Here is an 18,295-nt window from a genome sequence, read left to right on the forward strand (position 1 = left end):
GGGCGGGCCGGGAGCGGGTAATGAGGTCCCCGGCGGTCCGGGAGTATTCGGGGTCAGCCGGTGCCTGAGGTGTTTGCCAGGGTGGCGGTGAAGGTCTTGGTATCGGTTCCCCGCCGGGCGGTGAGGTCGACTTGTTGGCCGGGTTGGGCCTTGCGCAGGGCGGCGAGAAGGTCGGTGACCTGGGTGATTTTCTGCCCGGCGACGGAGGTGATGATGTCTCCTGCCCGGATGCCGGCCTTGTCCGCCGGGCCTGCGGGGGAAACCTGGATGACGAGTGCGCCCGTTGTGGTTGCCAGGTTGAACCGCTTCACGATTTCCGGGCTTAGATCGGCAGGGACCAGCCCGAGGACGGCGTGGGAGGCTTTCCCGTTCTTCAGCAGCTGGTCCGCGACGTTCGTCACCGTGGCCGAGGGCGTGACGAATCCGATGGCCACGGCTCCGGAGCTCGGCGGCAGGTATGCCTCGGAGAGCCCGATGACCGCTCCTGTTGCGTCGGCGACGGCGCCGCCGGAATTTCCGGGCGAGATGGGGGCATCGGTCTGGATCAGGTCCAGGGCTCCTTGCGGCTGTTCCCGGGACGGGGGCATGTTGCGGTGGAGCCCGGAAACGATCCCTGAGGTGACGGTTTCTTCCAGGCCCAGCGGGGTGCCGATCACGACGGTCAGGGCCCCGACCTCGGGAGTGGCCGTGGAGAACCGTGCCGCGGGAAGACCTGAACGGTCCGCCTTGATGACCGCCACGTCCGTGGGGTCATCGACGGCAATGACCGACGCATTGGTCTGGGTGCCGTCGGCCAGTTGGACCCGGACGCTCTTGAAGGGCTGCCTTTGCTGGTCTTCAACCACGTGCGCGTCGGTCACGATGCTGCCGTCCCCGCGGTAGATCACGCCGCTGCCGATCCCTGCCTGCGTGGTGATCGTCACCACCGAAGGCTCGACTTCCTTCACCACCTGCGGTATAGACAGGTTCGCCGCCGGCACCGGGAGCACGCCCGGCGGGCCAGGCGAAGCAGTTCCGGCGGAGGACCCGCCACCGGAAGCCGGACCTGAGGTGGCCGGGGCTTGCCCGGCGCCGGGTCCGGTGCACCCCGGAACCGTGAGCAGCACCGCTGCGGCGAGAAGCGCGGCCGCTTGGCCGTTCCTGAACCTGAAGCCGAACATCCTTGTTCCCTTCCCTCGGCTGCTCTTGGCCCCTGCCCGTTGCCGGCCCGGCGCCCCGTTTTGTGGCTCCAGGCAACCGGCTGCACGGAAATTATCTCTCCAAAGAGCCTCGGGCGCACCAGCCCGATCGTGCCGGTCCTGGCCCGATGCGGTCCGCACGCGTTCCGCGGTGCTTCATGCACTGGCCAAGCCTGTTGGGGGATTCAGAGACCCAGACGCGTCTTGAGAGCTTCCGAAACCGGATGGCCTGCCGGACGGGCTCCAGCGGGCGCGGGTCACCGTCCGTCAGGGCGCCGGCCGTGGGGAGGCATAGGCGTCCCGGGGTTTATTCAGCCGTGTCCGCTGCCGGTCCGGTCTTGGGTTCAGTGGTGGCGGCCCGGTTCTGCCGGCGCTGCCATGCCAGTGCTGCTGCCGCGGCGGCCGCGGCGAGGATGCCGGCGGCCAGCCATGCCTTGCCGTGGCCTGTGGGCCTGAGTTTCCGTTCCGCCCGGCGGAGGGTTGCTTCGGCTGATTTCCGGGCCTGTTTGGCGGCCTTTTTCTTCCCGGTAAGGGTCAGGACCACGGCGTGGACCACGTCGGGGACGTTGGCTTCCCCGAGCCTGGCCAGGGCCCACCGGATCGCGGCTTCGGTCTGGGGCGAGGGATCCTCGATGGCGTGTTTGATCCAGGCGGCGGTGCGGTGCTGGATGTCGTGTGTGGATTTGTTCAATGCGGTCATGGTCATCCTTCCCGGAACGGGTTGGGGGCCCGTGTATGCGGCGGGGAGCCTGGCTGCAGCACATCCGGGTGTCGGACATGCCGGGATGGGTGCGGCCGGTTATGGGCGGCGGGTGGGATCGGGGTGCGGCGGGGGTACCGGCCCGGGGTCCGGGATTGGGAGGGGCCCGGGCGCCGGGTTCGGGTCGGGGGCCGGGTGAGGGGGGAACGGCGTGGCCGGGTCCGGGGCTGGTGCCGGACCGGGATCGGGAGGGAAAGGTTCGGGTTCGTGTTGCGGCGGAAGGGTCATTGGTTGCTCCTTTGGCGTTGTGCCAGGCTCCTCACGTCGGGCTACGGGCCGGCATCTTCGCAATGCACGTGTTTGGCCGGGGAGGGTTCCCGGCCGGCGTGGGGGTTTAGGGCGGGGGTGTTGGTGTGCGGCGGTTGCGGGATCTGAGCTGGATGATGCGCACGGCACCGGCTACGGCGACCAAGGCCCCGCCGCCGACCGCGGCGATGAGCAGGGCAATGCCCAGGGAGATGGTCCCGTCCAGGCCGAAGAACCTGACCCTGGCGGCGTCCTGGTTCTGCACGATGAACGCGATGAGCAGGATCAGGAGCACGAGGGCTGCAACGGTGGCCGTCCATGCCATTCCGGCGCGGGTGACTACCGGGCGGCGTCCTCCTGCCGGCGGGGACGCCCCGGGTGCGGGCGCGGGCTCCGGGGCCGGCTGTTGTTCTGCATCCATGGGGGAATCCTTTGTTCTTGACGCCAAAGCGTCAGCCTTCTCCGGGCTGTTTTGCGTCGAAGATCCGGTGCCCAGGCTGGGCGGGAGACCCTTCGGCCCGGGCCCGGAGGAAGTCGAGGTCCTCGGGGGAGAGGCTGGCTTGGTCGTGCTGGTCCGAGTCCGCGGTGATTCCGGTTTCCTGATGGATGACCTCCGTGACCGTGCGGGGCAGCACCACGCACCCGGGGTTCTCGGTGAGCCATTGCCGGGTTCCGGGGCTGAGGTTGTCCCAGTGGTCCCTGATGTTCATCTCCATTGATGACGCCTAACTGTTTGAATCCGGACGCAAAGGACCCGGGCCAGGCCGGTACCGGGGACGTGAACAGGGTACGCCGGGCGGACGCGCAAAGACAGAGGCCCGATGACGCGGAAAGACAGTGTGCCCGATAAGGAACCCCCGCGCGAGTCGGGAGCGACTCCAGCGCAGGGGTTCCCGGCGGCTGCGCAAATGGGGGATATGCGAAGCCGCCAGAACAACCGTACGCCACTGAGGGCGCCGTCCACACCGGCTCTTGCGGGGCTGGCAACGGGAGCGTGCCGGAGCGATCGGTGAGCAGAGGCTCCGGGCGCTGGCTGCGAGGCACGCCGCAGCGAGTGCGCATGAGATGGGACAGGGGGCCGCGCCATAACGGGGTTCGGGCTCAAGGGCGCTGGCCACCGCGGGTCCCCGCCGGTAGGGTTGACCCCTGACCTCATGTGGGGTGACTCACATTTTCCTTGGAACACGCATTCATTCCCCGCCCAGGGGCCCGTACGCAGCGCCGCGTGCGGGCCCCGGGGATACGTCGAGCGTCCGGCTGGCGGCCGGGCGTGAAGGAGGACTTCCATGACCGGTTCGTTCGAACTCTTCGAAGATGAGCGCGGCTGCTTCAGGTTCAGGATCGCAGCCCCCGACGGGGCCGTGATGGCCCTTTCCCGGGATTTCCCGGACAAGCGGTCAGCGGTAGCCGGCATCGAAGCCGTGCGTGAGTACGCGGGCATGGGGCTGATCACCGACCAGTGTCCGGGAGTTCCCCTCCGCTCGGCGGCCGCCGGGGACACCGGGCGCACAGACCACGAGCTCAGCATGATCGGGCCCGCTCCCGCAGCCGCCCCGCAGAGGGTCCCCCACCTGGGCGGCAGGATCCATGCCCCGCAGCGCACGGCCCCGCTGGAACCGGCCGGGGCCCTCTGCCGCGCAGCCGCCGGCCGTCCCCGCCAGCTGCAGCCCTGAGGCGTCCGGCCAAGTGCCACCAAGACACGGTGCACACGTTTGGCGTTTCCATGGTGTGCCGTCCCCATTTCTCCCGGCGCATGGCCGGCGGGTACGACGGCCGGGTTCCCGGGACCGGCGCCAAACCACCTCGGACGTCTCACTCTCGTAGCGGCCCCTGAAACAGGTAGCCGGTACTCGGGCGGCGGGCCGGTTCCGGGGCCTACGATCTGCACCGGAACGTTTTCCGTGGAAGATGATCCCGGCGGTAGCTGCGCCAATGCCCGGCACCAGGTGACACCGGGCATTGGCGCGTTTCCTTGCACCGGCCGGCCTGACCGGGAGCCGCTTGCCGGGAAGCAGCAGCGCACGGATTTTTGTTACAAAGTACCCGTGCGGCGAGGACAGCGGACAGCCGCCGGGAACGGTGCCCGGCCCGTTTTCGCGGCCCCCGGCGGCGGTACTTTCACGGGAAGTCAGCGTCAAATACAATAGGAATCCTCCGGCGTGACGTCAGAGGAACGCCGGGGTGCAGTCCGCATCACAGAGGTGGTTTCAATGAAGAAATGGACGCGATGGCAGGATTGGGTCACGGTCGCCGCCGGGCTCTACGCTGCGCTGTCGGTCATCTGGACCACGGCGGCCGGTTCGTCGGCTGCCTTGATGGTCGTGTTCGGCGCTTTGCTGGTCGTCAGCGGCGTCATCAATCTGGCCATGCCCGGAACCCCGGCCATGGAATGGATCCAGGCGGCCTTCGGCGCCCTGCTGTTCCTTTCACCGTGGTTCGGTTCCTACACCATGCAGACAGGCGTCGCCTGGACGTCCTGGATCACCGGTCTGGTGGCGCTCGTCGTCACCGCGACCGCGATCAAACCCAGCACCGAGGAACACCGGCACCACACGGTCAGCCCCTCGCACTGAAGTGCTGAAAACCTGAATAAGGGCACCGCTCAATAGGGTAAACGCCGGATAGCGGTTGCCGGACAGCGGAAAACATCGGATAACGGTTACTGGACAGCGGAAACCTCGGCCGGCGGATCCGGTCCTGGTCCGGGCCCAACGGTGGCGGTGGTTTCCCGGCAGGGGCGGTCCCGGGCGCGTGAGTGTCCGGGAGAGAGGCCCCTGCGGTCCTTTCGTCCCTATTCCGGTCACAGGAGGTTGACGTGGAAATGAATGTTCAGCCGGAGGAAATCGGTCCCGAAGTACCCGAAGCCGATGCTCTCGAGCAGCGCACACCGGTCCTGCCCGAGGGCTCGGGGGAATTGACGGAGATGGACGGTTTGCCCGGGGATGTCCCGCAAGCGGACGTCATTGAACAGCGCACGGACGTTCAGCCCGGCGGCGCCGGCTACGACCGGATCGCGGTCACGGAAGCGGAGGCCGCCGAAGCGGACCTCATCGACCAGGCCACGGAGCTTTCCCCAGGCGCCGAGGACGAGTACCCGGACGCCGCCGAAGACCCCGGCACGTGAGGCCACGGCAGCCCCGGGCGTGACGGGAGCTGCGAGGCCCCGTCGCCGGCTCCTCTGCAGGCAGGCAGATGTTGGGCTATTGGTCCAGGACGCTGTCGATGAGTTCCTTGAGGATTTCCCAGAAGTCCCGGGCCCGGTACGAGGTGACGGGTCCGCGGCCCTGGGCTTCGCGGACGGTGTCTGCGATGGCTATGGCTTCGGCGAACAGTTCGGCCGTGACTGCGGGGACCCGTTCCGGCTCGAGGGTGAGGATGTGCCGGACCAGTTCGCGGGAGTGCCGCTCGGTCTCGCCTGCCGGTTCCGGTGCCAGGCCGCTGCGTTCCAGACGCGTTGATGCGGACTCGAAGCCGCGGTCCACGTGCGGCCCGAAGCCCTTGTCCATGTACAGGATGGACATGTCGGTCTCCTTTCCAATTTCCTCTTGGCAGTCCCGGGGGAAGCGCAGGCGGCCGCAGCGGAATGTGCAGCCCCGCTGTCCGGAATTTCACCGGAGCGTCCGGGCGGATGGTTGTCGGGTTCATAGCTGGGTGCCGTAGATGAATTCCTTGGCGTGGTTGACGGCTTTCCGGAAGGCGTCGTTGCGGAGGGTGATCTGTTCTTCGGTGCCGTTCTTGCCGGGTTCGAGGTAGGCGGTGTGCCCGGGGTGCAGGACCCAGATGTCCCCGGACGGGGGCAGGTAGAAGACACCGAAGGAGCGGTGCCGGGGGTCCGTGGCCCAGATGGGCACCACGGCGACGGCCGCGCCGGTGTCCGGGTTGATCCATTGGGCCCGGGGCAGGGGCTGGAGATGGATCTGGACCCCGGGGTCCAGGAAAGGGGCCGTCCCTTTGCCCCAGCGCTGTTCAAAACGTTCATGGAACGCCGGCATCAGAAGGTCATCGTAGGGGTGCCAGGCGCTCATGGCAGGCTCCTTCCAGGTTCGGGCGCCGGGTGTCGGGAGGGTCCCCGGCCGGGCGGGCCGGGGACCCTCGGTGCGGGAGGCATCGTCGGGGGCCGCCTTTTCGGTGCGCTACTCGCGCGGTGGCGTGGCTGGTCTGCATCGCCCTTCACTGCCGGCGGCCGGTCCAATGCTCCCGGTCCAGCGGTGCCGGCCCCGGTCCTAGGCGTTGATCGCCTGGCGCGGGGTCGACTCCGACGCGATCTCGATCCGGCGCGGTTTGGCCTTCTCGGCCACCGGGATCCGCAAGGTCAGCACCCCGGCGTCATAACTGGCCTTCACGGCATCGGTATCCAGGGCCTCGCCGAGCACGAGCTGGCGGCTGAAGACACCCCGGGGCCGTTCGGCGGCGATCATCTCGGTGTTCTCCCCGGCCGGGTCCTTCCGTTCGGCCTTCACGGTCAGGACATTGCGTTCGACGTCGATGTCCACCGAGTCGACCTCGACCCCGGGAAGATCCAGGGCGACAACGAATTCCCCGCCTTCCCGCCAGGCATCCAGCGGCATGGCCGCCGGCCGGGCCGCGGTGCCCAGGACCTGCCGGGCCAGCCTGTCGAGCTCGCGGAACGGGTCGGTACGCATCAACATGGTCTCCTCACTCCTTACAGATCGGTACGATCCTTCCATCCCAACCACCTATTTCCTATGCTGGCTGGTATAGATTTTTTATAGCACTGGAATGAAACCGCCGCAAGGGGGCTGTCCGGGTTTTTTGTATGGGCCCCGGAACCGGACCGGCGCGCGAACCACGGCTCCTGCCGTTTCCTCCGACCCTCGGGCGGAAGGGGGCCGGCGTCCCTCCGGGGGCTCGGCGGTGCAGAAAGGGCGGTGTAGAACAAGGGAGGGGCGCCGTCATCCGCTGCCTGTTCTCCGGATGCCGGGACGACGGCTGGCCTCCTGGTGCCGATGACTGCCGGCGCGGAGCCCGGTTCCGGGACGGCCCCGGTGCGGGCGTGGAGGGGCGGCCAGCTCCAGCAGTTCGCTCCGGCCCAGTCCGGAAGCGTCGCTGACTTCGGCCACGGTGGCTTCCCCGCAACGCAGGATCGCCGCGGCCACCTGCCGCAGGGTCAGATAGGCTGCGGCGAGCTCCTCTTCCGCGGCCTCGATGGCGCCGGCCAGGGCGCTCAGGCGCTCCAGCTCCGCACTCATTCCACTCTCATCCCTTCCTTGCCGGGCAGGATCTTTCTGGCGGTTCCCGGACGATCACGTCGGGGACCGCCGGAGAAGATCACACGTCCCGCTATCTAAAGTGGTCGATACAGATTTTTTATATCACCTGAGATAGTCAAGGGCAAGGCCTTCCGGGAGGTCCTCACGGCCCGGTTCGCAGGCCCGGCTATTTGTTCCGGGGGTCGTTTCCGATGAACGTCCCGGGAGGCATCCGGGCGCCGAACACGGGGCCGGGGTCCGGCCGCTTCGCACGGCGCTCTTCCTCGGAGCTGTGGTGTGTGAGGTGTTGCAGGACCCAGGGGACCAGGTGTTCGCGTGTCCAGATGATGTCATCGGCCCGTGCTTCGCGCCAGCTGCGCGCGGGCAGCTCTTTGGGCGTCATCGGCTCCAGGGTGTGGGGAACGTTGAGGGTTTCCAGGACCATGATGGCGATGGTGTGCTGGCCCAGGGGAGAGAAGTGCAGCCGGTCCGGATCCCACATCCGGGGGTGGGTGAGCTGGCGCAGGGCCCAGAGGTCGGCGATCACGGCGTCATGGCGGGCCGCGATGGTGCGCAGGTTCTCGTTGAAGATCGCTACCTTGCCCCGCACGTGTCCGAGCACGGGGGTCGTGCCCCAGTCCGGTCCGGCGAACAGCACGACCGTGGCCCCGGTCGAGGCGAGGAGTTGGACGCCGGCGTCGAGCTCGGCGGCGAGTTTGTCGGGGTCGGTCCGGTGGAAGATCAGGTCGTTGCCGCCGCCGTTGAGGGTGATCAGATCCGGTTGCAGGGCCAGGGCGGGGGCGATCTGCTCATCCAGGATCTGATGGAGCAGCCGTCCTCGGACTGCCAGGTTCGCGTAGGCGAAATCCGCGTGGCCGGCGCCTAGTTCTTCCGCGACCCGGTCCGCCCAGCCGCGCAGGCCCCCGGGGCTGCGCGGTTCCGGGTCCCCGACCCCTTCGGTGAAGGAATCACCCAGGGCCACATAACGGCTCCACGGGTGCAGGCGGGCCCCGGAACCAACGGAGCCATCCTCCGGAGGGCCGGCTGCGGGGGCGTTCATCCCCCCATACTGCCCCTGCGGTGCCCGTCCGCGCCATGGCCCGTGTCGGTGACCGTCCTGCGCCGGACTCGCAGGGGAGAACGGAATGTCGTAGCAGCGACGGAGGTCTAGGCGGCCATCCGGGACTCCGGGCCGCGGGATTTCCGGGTACGGGACGAAGAGCCCGAGTAAGACGCGGCGTTCGGGATGCGGGCTCCCTCGGGAACCAGGGTGTCCCCGTGCAGCCGGACCCCGCGGCCGATGAGTGCCCCCGCCCCGATGCGGGAGTGGCTGCCGACGTGGACCCAGCTGCCCAGGACCGTTCCCCGGCCCACGTACACGTCGTCACCGATGAAGGCATGGTTCCCGACCGTTGCCCGGCGGTCGATCCAGCTCCCGCGGCCGATCCGGCACCCGGAACCGACACGTGCGCCGGCCTCGACATAGGTCGTTGCACCGATGAAGGAATCCGCCTCCACCCGTGCGCCGGGACCAAGCAGCCCGCCCCCGTTCGGGTGCCGGTGGTAGGTGGTGGTCATACCGGCATCGTCCTCGACCGTTTCGATGTTCCTGTTCCTCCTTTTCATCTTCTTCCTTCCTGCCGCACACCTGCGACAAGAAAATTAACGCCGGAACGCCGGTGTTGATTCCGGCAACCGGCCGGACGAAAGGCCTGCAGGACGGAGGGCTGCGTGGAAGGCATGGCCGGGAGGGGGCTTCATCCGGCGGGCGGGCACCGGCTGACGCGGAGCCCGTAGCAGGCCCGGGCGCCGGGTGGTCTAGCTGCGGCCTTCGACCTTGCCCCCGGCGATGCTTCCGCGCCAGGCACCGGTCTCTACTTCCCGGCCCTCGATGAATTCCTTGAACCGTTCCAGGTTCTTCTTGATCTGCCGGTCCTCCAGATGAGCCGTGGCCCCGGCCCGTTCCAGCACGGTCCGGGGATCCCAGTCCACTTCGACGGTGACCCGTGTTTCGACGGTGCTCACCGCGTGGAAGGTGACGGTTCCGGAATGGTGCGGGCCCTCCACGCTCTCCCAGCTGATCAGTTCGTCCGGGATCTGGGCGAGGATCCTGGCGTCGAAGCCGCGCCGGAGCCCGGCGATGCGGGTCTGGAAGTGCACGGTGGTTTCATCGACCTGGCGGACGGACTCGACCCCGGTCATGAAGCGTGGAAATTCCTCGAACTGGGTCCACTGGTTGTAGGTCTGGCTCAAGGGCATGTTGACGTCGATGGATTCCCGCACGGTGGCCATGACTGTTCACTCCTTCCTCAATGACGGGCCTGGCCGCCGGGGGTCGCCGGCCATGGGCCTCGTTTCCACGCTAAAACGATCCACGGGAGCGGACAAGATGACCGGCCCCGCGGGCGGGAACAGCCCGGGTTGCCGTTCCGTTTACCTCAAAGAGGACGAAAAAGATGGAAAGGAAACCGACCGCGCTGATCATTCCCGCCAGCCTGGGAGAACCCGTGGTCCTGGGCAGGCTGGACACCGGCGCCGCCGCGCTCCGGCGGCTGCTCGGAGGCGGCGCAGAATCAATTTCCCGGGGCGACTGGCATGTCTACCTCAACGCCCGGGCCAGGCTGTTGAACCTGCAGCCCAACATCCGTGCCGCCCGGCTCGCCGAGGACGCGGGCTTGGACATTAGCGACTTGGCCCGGGGAACGGCGGTGTTCCTGGGACACACGGACCTGGCCGCGGAAGCCGACGTCCCGGCGTACCTGACCAGACGCGCCACGGAACTCTTCGGCACCGCGCTCGCTGCCTAGGCCTGCCCCGGACCGGTTCTTCCGGCGAGGTCCACCCCCGGGAGCCGAGGATGGGGAGTCGCTGCTCTGTCCGCTGAGTCATGGGTGCAACCGCCCCCCTCGGAATGGACTTTAGCTTCTCTGCTGCTCGGGGGTCGTTCTTGCGACCCGGTGCCCACGGCCGGCCGCTGGCTCGAGGAATGATCACTGGACGTCAAAAGGCAATCCCGCCGGCCTACCCGGCAGTAGGTCTTGTCCATTGTCCGTCCGGGAGTAATAGTCAGTTCAGAGGTTAAGCAGAGGCCTTCGGACGGTTTTGGGTGCGTGTCGGGACGCAGGGGGAGTCCGACCCATCCGTTTTTTGGAAGGCAAGAAATGCGGATAGGACTTGTTGCAGGACCCTGGATCCCCGTTCCCCCGCAGACCTATGGCGGTATCGAAAGGGTGGTGGACCTTCTGGCACGGGGGTTTGCCGGGGCCGGGCACGAGGTGGTGCTGGCTGCGTCCTCGGACAGCCGGTGCCCCGTACCCCGGGTCCCGGGGATGAGGACGTCGGATCCGACGAGCCTTGGCTTCACCATCTCCGAACTCAGCCACCTGATCAGGGCCTACGAGGGGCTCGGGGAGGTGGACATCATCCACGACCACACCCTGGCCGGGCCCCTGTACCGCTACGGGCCGCCCGGGGTGCCAGTGGTGACGACGATCCACGGCCCGCTCACGTCCTCAGCCAAGGACATCTACCGTGCGATCGGAAGAACTACCTCCATCATCGCGATCTCCCGCAACCAGGCTTCCCAGGCGTCCGGCATACCGGTCCGTGGCGTGATCCATCACGGCATCGATCTGTCGACCGTGCCCGTGGGCACCGGCCGGGGCGGCTACGTCTGTTTCGTGGGGAGGATGTGCCCGGACAAAGGCGTCCTGGAAGCCATCAGGATCGCCCGTCAGGCGGGCGTGCCGCTCCGGATCGCGGCCAAAATGCGCGAACCGGAGGAGATCCAGTACTTCGAGGAAGTCATCAAACCGATCCTTGGTCCCAACGAGGACTTCACAGGCGAGGTCGACGACGCCGGAAAATACCATCTCATGGGCGAAGCACTCGCGTTCCTCAACCCGATCCAGTGGTCCGAACCCTTCGGCCTGGTCATGATTGAAGCACTTTCCACCGGGACGCCCGTTCTGGGAACGCCCCTGGGAGCCGCACCGGAAATCGTTGCGCACGGACTAACGGGTTACCTCGCCTCCACCGACAACCTCGCAGCCATGATCCCGGCAGCCGCTGGCCTGAGCCGGGCGCAGTGCAGGGCCCGGGTGGAGCAGCAATTCAGTGCCGAACGCATGGTGGCCGACCATTTGCAGCTGTTCGCCGACCTCATCGAAGAGCAATGCGAATCCGGGCTTCCGGATTCGGTCGCGTTGAACCAGAATCTTTAAGGGAACCGGTTTTCTCGTGCCCCGTTATCTGCTTTGGCGGTAATTGTCCTGGCGCCGCCGCCGCGCCGTGAGGTGAGGAGTCCTCCCATGACGGCATGGAACGCCGATACCGAAACGACGGTTTCCGAGGCAGGAACCGTCACGCTCGTGGAGGGGTCCTCCTTTTGCATTTCCTCCCGCAGCGGGGACATCCTCCCGGACGGCGAGACAAACGGCGCGTTCTTCCAGGACACCCGGATCCTTTCCCACTGGGAACTGCACATCAACGGGTCCCCCCGCGAGCCGCTCGCGGCCCAGCGTCCCGATGCTTTCGAGGCCACTTTCGTGGGCCGGGCCCAATGGCCGGACGGCCGTTTCGACAGCCCCCTGGTAGTCCGGCAGCAACGCCATGTCGGCCCCGGCCTCCGGGACGACATCACGCTGGAGAATTTTTCCGCGGAACCCGTGGACTGCAGCATCGAACTGCTCGTGGACGCGGACCAGGCCGACCTGTTCGACGTCAAAGGAGGCCGCCCCACCAAGCATACGTCCGTGACCAGGCACGTGCGGGGGCATGAACTGGTGGTCGAAGCCATCAGCAACGGCCAGCGGCGGGGATCGGCGATTCGGGCGGCGGGCGCCGAAATCTCCGAAGACGCCCTCCGTTTCCGGGCCACCATCCCCGCACGGGGAAAATGGTCCACCAGCGTCATCGTGGTCCCCCTGGTCGAATCCGTGGCCCCGGAGGAGCCCTTCACGGAGACTGGGGTCCCGCACCTCCGGACGGGCGTCAAACGGCACCGGGCCTGGGAAAAAAACGTTCCACCCATCACCCTTGCCGACAGCAGCGTCCAAGCCACGCTGCAGTGGAGCCAACGCGACCTGGGCTCACTGCGGATCTTTGATCCTGCCAACCCCGACCGCGTGGCCGTGGCCGCAGGCGCTCCATGGTTCATGGCCCTGTTCGGCCGGGATGCACTTCTGGCCTCCTACATGGCGCTCCTGATCGACCCGGATCTGGCCTCGGGAACCCTCCAGACCCTGGCGGACATCCAAGGCACCAGAGTGGACCATGACTCCGAGGAGGAACCCGGCCGCATTCCGCATGAAGTCCGGCTCGGCGTCACCGGCGGCTTGTCCAGGGGCGGGACAGCCTACTACGGCACCGCCGATGCCACCCCGCTGTTCGTGGGGTTGCTGGGCGAGCTAAGCCGGTGGGGGCTCTCTGAGGACATCATCGAGTCGCTGCTTCCGCACGCGGACCGGGCCCTTGGCTGGATCCACGACTACGGTGACCGCGACGGGGACGGTTTCGTCGAGTACCACAGGGCCACCGACCATGGCCTGGCCAATCAGGGCTGGAAGGACTCCTGGGACGGGATCAATTTTGCGGACGGGACCCTGGCGGAGTCGCCCATCGCCCTGTGTGAAGTCCAGGCCTACGTTTACGCCGCGTATTTGGCCCGGGCATGCCTGGCCCGGGCGGCAGGAGAGAGGGAAACGGAGCAGTACTGGGCCGGGCGTGCCGCCACGCTGAAGAATGAATTCAACAAAAGGTTCTGGCTGCCGGACAAGGGCTATTTCGCCATCGCACTGGACAAGGACAAGAAACCGGTGGACTCCTGCGCCTCCAACATGGGCCACTGCCTGTGGACAGGCATCGTCGAGGAGGACAAAGCGTCATCGGTGGTCCAACGGCTGATGTCACGGGAGATGTTCACCGGCTGGGGCATCCGGACCCTGGGCTCGGACATGGGTGCCTACAACCCGGTCAGCTATCACAACGGTTCCGTCTGGCCGCACGACACCGCCCTGGCCGCAACCGGAATGATGCGGTACGGATTCGTGGATGAAGCCAGAAAGGTAGCGCACGGTCTTTTGGGAGCAGCCGGACACTTCGACGGCCAGCTCCCGGAACTTTTCTGCGGCTTCGACCGCTATGAATTCCACGCCCCTGTTCCCTATCCCACGGCGTGCGCACCCCAGGCGTGGGCGGCCGCGACCCCGGTGCAGCTGATGCGGACCCTGCTCAGGTTCGATCCTGACCTGACACGCAACGTGGTCCACCTTGCCCCGATCCTCCCGGAGGAATTCGGGGAATTCACGGCCGAGAACGTGAAGCTGGCCGGGTCCCTCCTCACCCTCAGGGCGAAAGGACGCGAAGGCAGCGTCCAGGGCCTGCCCCCGGGTCTGAAGCTCCTGAAGGAACCCCGGCCGCCGTTGGATGAACGGCCCGGCGGGCGGGCCGGCGATTAGAAAACCTATGGCCGGCATAGACCGGGACCAGGGGCGCGTCCGCCCACCCGCAGCCGGACGATAACTGCGGGGGATACCGCGCGTCGATCGGCCCGGGCGGGCTCGTCGTGGCGGGCGGGGACCGCGCCTCATCCATGAATGGGTTGGAGGATCAGGTGGCCCGCATTCCGACGTGACAGGTGAGACAGACATCCACCAGGCAAGGCCTCCTTGAGGGGGACCGATCCGGATCAGTCCGTTTCGGACTGCCATGGTCCCGAGCCCGGTTCTTGCTTGGGTTTTTGTTGGCCGGACGAGTCGCCGTCCGGGCCGAGCTCGTCGGAGTAGGGTGCGCGACCGTGGGCGGATGTGTCGATGAGTTCGTTGGCGGCCATGGCCAGGAGGTCGCGTTGCAGGATGGGGAGGGAGAGGAGGCCTTGGAGATAGGCTTCCACCTCGTACTCGCCAACTTCGCCGCCCAGGCTGAAGTACTTGAGCCAGAGTTCGCCGACGTTGATTTGTGCTGACTTCATGGCAGCGGCCAGCATGCGCTGCTGTTGTGGTTCGTGCGGATCGAAGCCCACGGGCCGGCCTTAGTCCAGGGCCGCCGGAATCCCGGCGACGAGATCGGCACTGATCTGGCCCAGCGTGCTGTTCTGCTGCCGGGCCCGGCGCATCAGTTCGGCAAGGGCCATGTCAACGGTCAAAGAGTGGCGCTGCATCAGTATGCCGCAGGCGCGGTTGACGAGGTCACGACTGTGGAGGGATTCAGCCAGGGCTTCGCTGATGCGGTGTGGCGCTTCGCTGGCCTGGATATTCGCCAGCAGCGTCGCTGCCGGGGCGGCGAATAGTTCCAGCACCCGGGCCGCGTCCTCGCCGAAAGCGCCGGCACGGTCCGAGTAGATCTTCAAGGCGCCGATGCATTCCTGCCCGGCGATCAACGGGGTGCTGACCGCCGCATGGATGGGCATGCCCTTCACGGCGTCGGTCCAGTCCGGCCACCGCGGATCAGTTTCGACGTCCCGGACGATCACCGTTTCCTCCATTGCCCAGGCTGTCAGGCACGGCCCCTGGCCCAATTCATACTGAAGGGCGTCCGCGCGGGTGACCACGTGGTCCGTCGATGCGCTGCTGGTCAGCCTGCCCCTCGAATCCAGGATGGAGACCCCCGCGCCGCTCGCTCCGGACACGGAGTCCTTGATGGCACGGGCAAGCAACTGCACGGCGCGGTCCACTTTCTCTTCCGTCAGCAGCAGGCCCTGGATTCGCGCGATCACGGTCGACAGTTCATCCAGCGGTAGTTTCCGCGCCATAGTCCTCATTCATCCAGGTCGGGTGCATCGAGCCGCAAGCGTGAAAGAGAATCCGGTACGGCAGTTGGTGCGCTGTTCCCAGCCTACTTCCCGCCCCTGGCCAGTGGCAGAAGCCAGGGCGAGGAAACGCAAACGGTAGCCGCGGCCACATGGGGCGACGGAAGAAGTGCCCGCGTCGTGGCAGGAAGACGGCTCCCGGCCCCGGGTCCGCAGAAACCCGCCGGGCGAGGGAGAGGAGCTCCGGTCACCCCGGCGGCCGAGGGCGTCCGGTGGCCGGACCGGACAACCTGCGATTCCACCGCATGTCCCCGGCTCTTCTGGCTATTCGTCGAAGTACGGCGCGAGGTCCGTTTCTCCCGAAACGGAGGCGATGACCTGCGCGGCAATGTCCCGGAGTTTGACGTTCCGGCTGTTCGACGCCCTGGTCAGAACCTTGACGGCAGTATCGCGGCTGCAGCGGTTTTGCGCCATGACAATGCCGACGGCCGTGTCGATGGTCGAACGCGACTGCATGGCCGCGGTGAGATCGTTCCGGGCATGACGCAGGTGCGCGATCCTCAACGCCAGGCGCAGCGACTTCGCCGCGCTGTCGGCGAATGCTTCCGCGGCCGTGATGTCCGGTCCGGAAAACCCCAGGGGTTTGGTGGAATACAGGCTCATCACGGCTTCGGCTTCACCGGCCAGATCCAGCGGGACAGCCAGGATGGATCGGATGCCGTTCCGACGGAGGGCGTCCATGGAGTCACGCCAGCGGTTCTCGCCGCCGGTGTCGGGGACGAGAATCACGTCATCGTCCCGGAGGGCTGTCAGGGAAGGCCCGTCGTGAAGGTCGTTCTGCAGTTCCTCGAGAACGCGGCCTCTCTCATCGCTGCCGGCCGCTGCGGGGCTTCTTTTCCTCCTCCTGAGGGTGACCCCGCACGAAAGGGTGTTCGTGATGGTCGAGAGAACGGCGGCTGCCACGCCGGCCAGGGCGGCAAGGAATTCCATGACGTCGCTGCTGTCCAGGACCAGTTCCTGCAGGGTAATGCAAGGGTCCTGTCTGCGGTTCCGGGCCGGAGCGGTGGAGGCGCCGGGTGCTGCGTCCCACTGCGGGTCAATCACGGGTCGGTCATCCTTTCGGTGTCCATTTCCAGTATTGCCAGGGCCAGAAGACTCACCCCGGGGTGGCGGGAGACCGCCGAGCTCATGGAGGTAAGCATCGAGGCTGGTTTCTTCCGCATCGCTCTGACTATCCCGTAGAAGCGGGCCTACAGCCTGGCCAACCCGTGTTGCGGTCGCGGTACCAGGGTGGCGCCACCGGTGCCCGGCGCTTCAGGCGTGTCCATCGGGGACGCCCGGGGAAGTCCAATCCTGGGGTGCTGATCCGTTCAGGATGTCGGTGGCGATGTCATGAAGACGCCGGTTGTTGTTCCGCGCAGCAAGCTGAAGGAGTTCCATGGCGCGGTCCCGCCCACAACGGTTCTGGAGCATGATCAAGGACAGCGCCGCGTCCACCACAGCGCGCGATTGCAGGGCCGAGCGCAAATGTTCAGGGTATGGCTCCGGGACGTGAAGCCGCAGCGCCAACCTCAGCGTCTTCGAAATTGTCTCCGCATGCTCCAACACGCGGGCGACGATGGCCGGATTAAAGGTCCCGGGCGCATAGGCGTAGCAATTCAAAGCTGCGCGTGAGGAAGAGTCCGTCTGGATCGGCACTGCGAGGACCGAGCGAATACCTTCGCCATCCACCTGGTGGGCGTACTGTGCCCAACGGTCGTCGGCCTGCAGGTCGTCAATCAGCACGCGATGTTGGTGACGCAAGGCCGTAAGGCAAGGGCCGTCGTCGAACGCGTATTGCTTCTCGTCCAGGCGCTGCGCCGCAGCGGTACTGCTGGCCACCGTCGAGGGGCCGGCATCATGTTCGACGGTAATGGCGCACAAGAGGGGTTCCCTGCCGTCCAACAACGACGCTGAGATGGTGGCCAAGCCGAGGAGGAATTCGGTGAAGCCCGGGCTTTCAAGCAGGAGGTCCTGCAATTGTTCCGTGGTGGGTACTGCATTGTTGCCGGCCATGCGGCCTCGATTCCAAGGGGCGCCCGGGATCTTCGACCCAGGCCTGCAGCCGTGGCCGCTCGCGCGTCGCACAGTCCTGATATTCAATCCCCGGATCCGAACGACCATCCCGAAATCTCCTACTTCGACACTACGCCCTCGTGGGAGCTTTGGACACGAGAGCCCGGACGCCTGCGTTCACCAGTCCACTGATCGAAGACGAAACCTCCGATCCTTCTTCCCGGACCTGATTATCTCCGCGGTCCTGAATGTCTTCTTCCGCGCCAGGCCCGGGGACGCCTGCCGCACTTCGCAGGTGAGTCTTCCGGTAAAACCAACCCGGGGGCGCCCCGTCAAGATGTCGTTTCAACGGCGCGCCCGCACCACAACAACGGGCTCCCGGCGCCCGGGCATGCCTTGGCCCGGGACTGGTGCATCCGGTGGGGTTCGAACCCACGACCCGAGGATTAAAAGTCCCCTGCTCTGACCACTGAGCTACGGATGCGGACCGGCCGACTCACTGAAGGGCCTTACCTTCCATGCTGCTCCACCCGTGGTTCCGCAGCCAAGGCCTTGGAGGCAGAGCTGCTTGGTCCCGCCTTCAGAGCCGCCATGCCCCGGGCACAACCGCAGCGCCGGCGTATCCGGTGTCAGCTCAGTTTTTCGGCCCGGGCCCTGACCCCGCAGGCGAACCGGTCCGCGGACCGGGACAGGCCCGGGTTGTGTTTTTGGATCAGCGTCCGGAGGGGGCCGGTGAAGTCATCCCTCACCACCAGGCGGGTCTTGCCGTGCTCAGCCCTCACGGTGATGGTCCGGACCGCTTTGAACAATTTCCCCGGCAACCGGAACGTCCAGGACATGGCGTCGTCCCCGTACCGGTGGACAGCCACCGTGACCGGCCTGGCCAGGCCGGCGGGCCGGACCCGGATGCTCTGCTCGTGGCCGATGTCCCCGATGGGCCCGGCAATCCCCGAATCCCACTCCGGATAGCCGGACGAATCAGTGATGACGGTCCACACCGTTTCCGGCGCTGCACAGATCAGCGCACGGCCCCCGTACGAATCCATGGACGACAGCATAAACCCCCGGCCGTCCGGCGTATCCCGGCAGGCTCCCGTCC

General features: G+C 66.8%; 22 protein-coding genes and 1 tRNA gene. 6 read left to right on the top strand and 17 right to left on the bottom strand.

Going from position 1 to position 18,295, the window contains the following annotated elements:
- Positions 1-53 precede the first annotated feature (53 nt).
- The 4 genes from QRN51_RS14285 to QRN51_RS14300 form a co-directional block, all read right to left on the bottom strand.
- The gene (locus QRN51_RS14285) at positions 54-1,160 is read right to left on the bottom strand and encodes a S1C family serine protease (RefSeq protein WP_284990505.1); all 1,107 of its coding nucleotides are present in this window, start codon (positions 1,158-1,160) and stop codon (positions 54-56) included.
- Positions 1,161-1,485: 325 nt separating this feature from the next.
- Positions 1,486-1,878 (bottom strand): hypothetical protein, encoded by a 393-nt coding sequence (locus QRN51_RS14290; RefSeq protein WP_284990506.1) that lies wholly within the window; start codon positions 1,876-1,878, stop codon positions 1,486-1,488.
- 394 nt (positions 1,879-2,272) lie between these two features.
- A complete protein-coding gene (locus tag QRN51_RS14295) occupies positions 2,273-2,605 on the bottom strand; it encodes a LapA family protein (RefSeq protein WP_284990507.1) in 333 nt (110 codons plus the stop codon).
- A gap of 31 nt (positions 2,606-2,636) precedes the next feature.
- Positions 2,637-2,900 carry a hypothetical protein gene (locus tag QRN51_RS14300; protein WP_284990508.1) on the bottom strand — a complete coding sequence of 88 codons (264 nt, stop codon included), beginning with the start codon at positions 2,898-2,900 and terminating at the stop codon, positions 2,637-2,639.
- A gap of 570 nt (positions 2,901-3,470) precedes the next feature.
- On the opposite strand from QRN51_RS14300, the gene QRN51_RS14305 reads away from it, so the two are divergent.
- The 3 genes from QRN51_RS14305 to QRN51_RS14315 all read left to right on the top strand — a co-directional run bounded on the left by QRN51_RS14305 (position 3,471) and on the right by QRN51_RS14315 (position 5,308).
- Complete coding sequence (locus tag QRN51_RS14305) at positions 3,471-3,857, top strand: YegP family protein (protein ID WP_284990509.1); 387 nt, start codon at positions 3,471-3,473, stop codon at positions 3,855-3,857.
- Positions 3,858-4,394: 537 nt separating this feature from the next.
- Positions 4,395-4,757, top strand: coding sequence for an SPW repeat protein (locus QRN51_RS14310; RefSeq protein WP_284990510.1), 363 nt, complete (start codon positions 4,395-4,397; stop codon positions 4,755-4,757).
- A 248-nt stretch (positions 4,758-5,005) separates the two neighbouring features.
- Entirely contained in the window at positions 5,006-5,308 is a 303-nt protein-coding gene (locus QRN51_RS14315) for an Rv3202a family protein (protein WP_502870868.1), read from the top strand.
- 76 nt (positions 5,309-5,384) lie between these two features.
- On the opposite strand, the gene QRN51_RS14320 is transcribed toward QRN51_RS14315, so the two are convergent.
- The 7 genes from QRN51_RS14320 to QRN51_RS14350 form a co-directional block, all read right to left on the bottom strand.
- The gene (locus QRN51_RS14320; protein WP_284990512.1) at positions 5,385-5,705 is read right to left on the bottom strand and encodes a hypothetical protein; all 321 of its coding nucleotides are present in this window, start codon (positions 5,703-5,705) and stop codon (positions 5,385-5,387) included.
- A 120-nt stretch (positions 5,706-5,825) separates the two neighbouring features.
- Complete coding sequence (locus tag QRN51_RS14325) at positions 5,826-6,209, bottom strand: hypothetical protein (protein WP_268023436.1); 384 nt, start codon at positions 6,207-6,209, stop codon at positions 5,826-5,828.
- A 198-nt stretch (positions 6,210-6,407) separates the two neighbouring features.
- Positions 6,408-6,833, bottom strand: coding sequence for an Hsp20/alpha crystallin family protein (locus QRN51_RS14330; protein ID WP_284990513.1), 426 nt, complete (start codon positions 6,831-6,833; stop codon positions 6,408-6,410).
- Between the two features lie 264 nt (positions 6,834-7,097).
- The gene (locus QRN51_RS14335) at positions 7,098-7,394 is read right to left on the bottom strand and encodes a hypothetical protein (RefSeq protein WP_284990514.1); all 297 of its coding nucleotides are present in this window, start codon (positions 7,392-7,394) and stop codon (positions 7,098-7,100) included.
- Between the two features lie 187 nt (positions 7,395-7,581).
- A complete protein-coding gene (locus QRN51_RS14340) occupies positions 7,582-8,454 on the bottom strand; it encodes an SGNH/GDSL hydrolase family protein (RefSeq protein WP_284990515.1) in 873 nt (290 codons plus the stop codon).
- 107 nt (positions 8,455-8,561) lie between these two features.
- On the bottom strand, positions 8,562-9,020 hold the full coding sequence (locus QRN51_RS14345) for a DapH/DapD/GlmU-related protein (protein ID WP_284990516.1): 459 nt from the start codon (positions 9,018-9,020) through the stop codon (positions 8,562-8,564).
- Positions 9,021-9,212: 192 nt separating this feature from the next.
- On the bottom strand, positions 9,213-9,686 hold the full coding sequence (locus tag QRN51_RS14350; RefSeq protein WP_284990517.1) for an SRPBCC family protein: 474 nt from the start codon (positions 9,684-9,686) through the stop codon (positions 9,213-9,215).
- A gap of 164 nt (positions 9,687-9,850) precedes the next feature.
- On the opposite strand from QRN51_RS14350, the gene QRN51_RS14355 reads away from it, so the two are divergent.
- The 3 genes from QRN51_RS14355 to QRN51_RS14365 all read left to right on the top strand — a co-directional run bounded on the left by QRN51_RS14355 (position 9,851) and on the right by QRN51_RS14365 (position 13,852).
- The gene (locus tag QRN51_RS14355) at positions 9,851-10,201 is read left to right on the top strand and encodes a hypothetical protein (protein ID WP_284990518.1); all 351 of its coding nucleotides are present in this window, start codon (positions 9,851-9,853) and stop codon (positions 10,199-10,201) included.
- A gap of 354 nt (positions 10,202-10,555) precedes the next feature.
- Positions 10,556-11,617: a glycosyltransferase family 4 protein gene (locus QRN51_RS14360; RefSeq protein ID WP_284990519.1), complete on the top strand. Its 1,062-nt coding sequence runs from the start codon at positions 10,556-10,558 to the stop codon at positions 11,615-11,617.
- Between the two features lie 87 nt (positions 11,618-11,704).
- Positions 11,705-13,852 (top strand): amylo-alpha-1,6-glucosidase, encoded by a 2,148-nt coding sequence (locus tag QRN51_RS14365; protein ID WP_284990520.1) that lies wholly within the window; start codon positions 11,705-11,707, stop codon positions 13,850-13,852.
- Positions 13,853-14,082: 230 nt separating this feature from the next.
- Here QRN51_RS14365 and QRN51_RS14370 read toward each other — a convergent pair whose 3' ends face one another.
- The 6 genes from QRN51_RS14370 to QRN51_RS14395 all read right to left on the bottom strand — a co-directional run bounded on the left by QRN51_RS14370 (position 14,083) and on the right by QRN51_RS14395 (position 18,242).
- Complete coding sequence (locus QRN51_RS14370) at positions 14,083-14,415, bottom strand: hypothetical protein (protein WP_284990521.1); 333 nt, start codon at positions 14,413-14,415, stop codon at positions 14,083-14,085.
- A gap of 9 nt (positions 14,416-14,424) precedes the next feature.
- On the bottom strand, positions 14,425-15,144 hold the full coding sequence (locus QRN51_RS14375; protein ID WP_284990522.1) for a GAF and ANTAR domain-containing protein: 720 nt from the start codon (positions 15,142-15,144) through the stop codon (positions 14,425-14,427).
- A gap of 321 nt (positions 15,145-15,465) precedes the next feature.
- The gene (locus QRN51_RS14380) at positions 15,466-16,245 is read right to left on the bottom strand and encodes a GAF and ANTAR domain-containing protein (protein ID WP_284990523.1); all 780 of its coding nucleotides are present in this window, start codon (positions 16,243-16,245) and stop codon (positions 15,466-15,468) included.
- 210 nt (positions 16,246-16,455) lie between these two features.
- Positions 16,456-17,196: a GAF and ANTAR domain-containing protein gene (locus tag QRN51_RS14385; RefSeq protein ID WP_284990524.1), complete on the bottom strand. Its 741-nt coding sequence runs from the start codon at positions 17,194-17,196 to the stop codon at positions 16,456-16,458.
- A 408-nt stretch (positions 17,197-17,604) separates the two neighbouring features.
- Positions 17,605-17,680 (bottom strand) — tRNA-Lys (locus QRN51_RS14390).
- 145 nt (positions 17,681-17,825) lie between these two features.
- On the bottom strand, positions 17,826-18,242 hold the full coding sequence (locus tag QRN51_RS14395) for an SRPBCC family protein (protein ID WP_284990525.1): 417 nt from the start codon (positions 18,240-18,242) through the stop codon (positions 17,826-17,828).
- Between the last annotated feature and the right edge of the window lie 53 nt (positions 18,243-18,295).

The sequence above is a fragment of the Arthrobacter sp. efr-133-TYG-120 genome, assembly GCF_030209785.1.
Classification (GTDB): Bacteria; Actinomycetota; Actinomycetes; order Actinomycetales; family Micrococcaceae; genus Arthrobacter.

Excerpts from the sequence above, each read along its gene's own strand:
- QRN51_RS14330 (WP_284990513.1), bottom strand. The coding sequence starts at position 6,833 with ATGTTGATGCGTACCGACCCGTTCCGCGAGCTCGACAGGCTGGCCCGG.
- QRN51_RS14310 (WP_284990510.1), top strand. The coding sequence starts at position 4,395 with ATGAAGAAATGGACGCGATGGCAGGATTGGGTCACGGTCGCCGCCGGG.
- QRN51_RS14340 (WP_284990515.1), bottom strand. The coding sequence starts at position 8,454 with ATGAACGCCCCCGCAGCCGGCCCTCCGGAGGATGGCTCCGTTGGTTCC.
- QRN51_RS14335 (WP_284990514.1), bottom strand. The coding sequence starts at position 7,394 with ATGAGTGCGGAGCTGGAGCGCCTGAGCGCCCTGGCCGGCGCCATCGAG.
- QRN51_RS14365 (WP_284990520.1), top strand. The coding sequence starts at position 11,705 with ATGACGGCATGGAACGCCGATACCGAAACGACGGTTTCCGAGGCAGGA.
- QRN51_RS14300 (WP_284990508.1), bottom strand. The coding sequence starts at position 2,900 with ATGGAGATGAACATCAGGGACCACTGGGACAACCTCAGCCCCGGAACC.
- QRN51_RS14290 (WP_284990506.1), bottom strand. The coding sequence starts at position 1,878 with ATGACCGCATTGAACAAATCCACACACGACATCCAGCACCGCACCGCC.
- QRN51_RS14360 (WP_284990519.1), top strand. The coding sequence starts at position 10,556 with ATGCGGATAGGACTTGTTGCAGGACCCTGGATCCCCGTTCCCCCGCAG.
- QRN51_RS14305 (WP_284990509.1), top strand. The coding sequence starts at position 3,471 with ATGACCGGTTCGTTCGAACTCTTCGAAGATGAGCGCGGCTGCTTCAGG.
- QRN51_RS14395 (WP_284990525.1), bottom strand. The coding sequence starts at position 18,242 with ATGGATTCGTACGGGGGCCGTGCGCTGATCTGTGCAGCGCCGGAAACG.
- QRN51_RS14325 (WP_268023436.1), bottom strand. The coding sequence starts at position 6,209 with ATGAGCGCCTGGCACCCCTACGATGACCTTCTGATGCCGGCGTTCCAT.
- QRN51_RS14315 (WP_502870868.1), top strand. The coding sequence starts at position 5,006 with ATGAATGTTCAGCCGGAGGAAATCGGTCCCGAAGTACCCGAAGCCGAT.
- QRN51_RS14345 (WP_284990516.1), bottom strand. The coding sequence starts at position 9,020 with ATGAAAAGGAGGAACAGGAACATCGAAACGGTCGAGGACGATGCCGGT.
- QRN51_RS14350 (WP_284990517.1), bottom strand. The coding sequence starts at position 9,686 with ATGGCCACCGTGCGGGAATCCATCGACGTCAACATGCCCTTGAGCCAG.
- QRN51_RS14375 (WP_284990522.1), bottom strand. The coding sequence starts at position 15,144 with ATGGCGCGGAAACTACCGCTGGATGAACTGTCGACCGTGATCGCGCGA.
- QRN51_RS14285 (WP_284990505.1), bottom strand. The coding sequence starts at position 1,160 with ATGTTCGGCTTCAGGTTCAGGAACGGCCAAGCGGCCGCGCTTCTCGCC.
- QRN51_RS14355 (WP_284990518.1), top strand. The coding sequence starts at position 9,851 with ATGGAAAGGAAACCGACCGCGCTGATCATTCCCGCCAGCCTGGGAGAA.
- QRN51_RS14295 (WP_284990507.1), bottom strand. The coding sequence starts at position 2,605 with ATGGATGCAGAACAACAGCCGGCCCCGGAGCCCGCGCCCGCACCCGGG.
- QRN51_RS14320 (WP_284990512.1), bottom strand. The coding sequence starts at position 5,705 with ATGTCCATCCTGTACATGGACAAGGGCTTCGGGCCGCACGTGGACCGC.
- QRN51_RS14385 (WP_284990524.1), bottom strand. The coding sequence starts at position 17,196 with ATGGCCGGCAACAATGCAGTACCCACCACGGAACAATTGCAGGACCTC.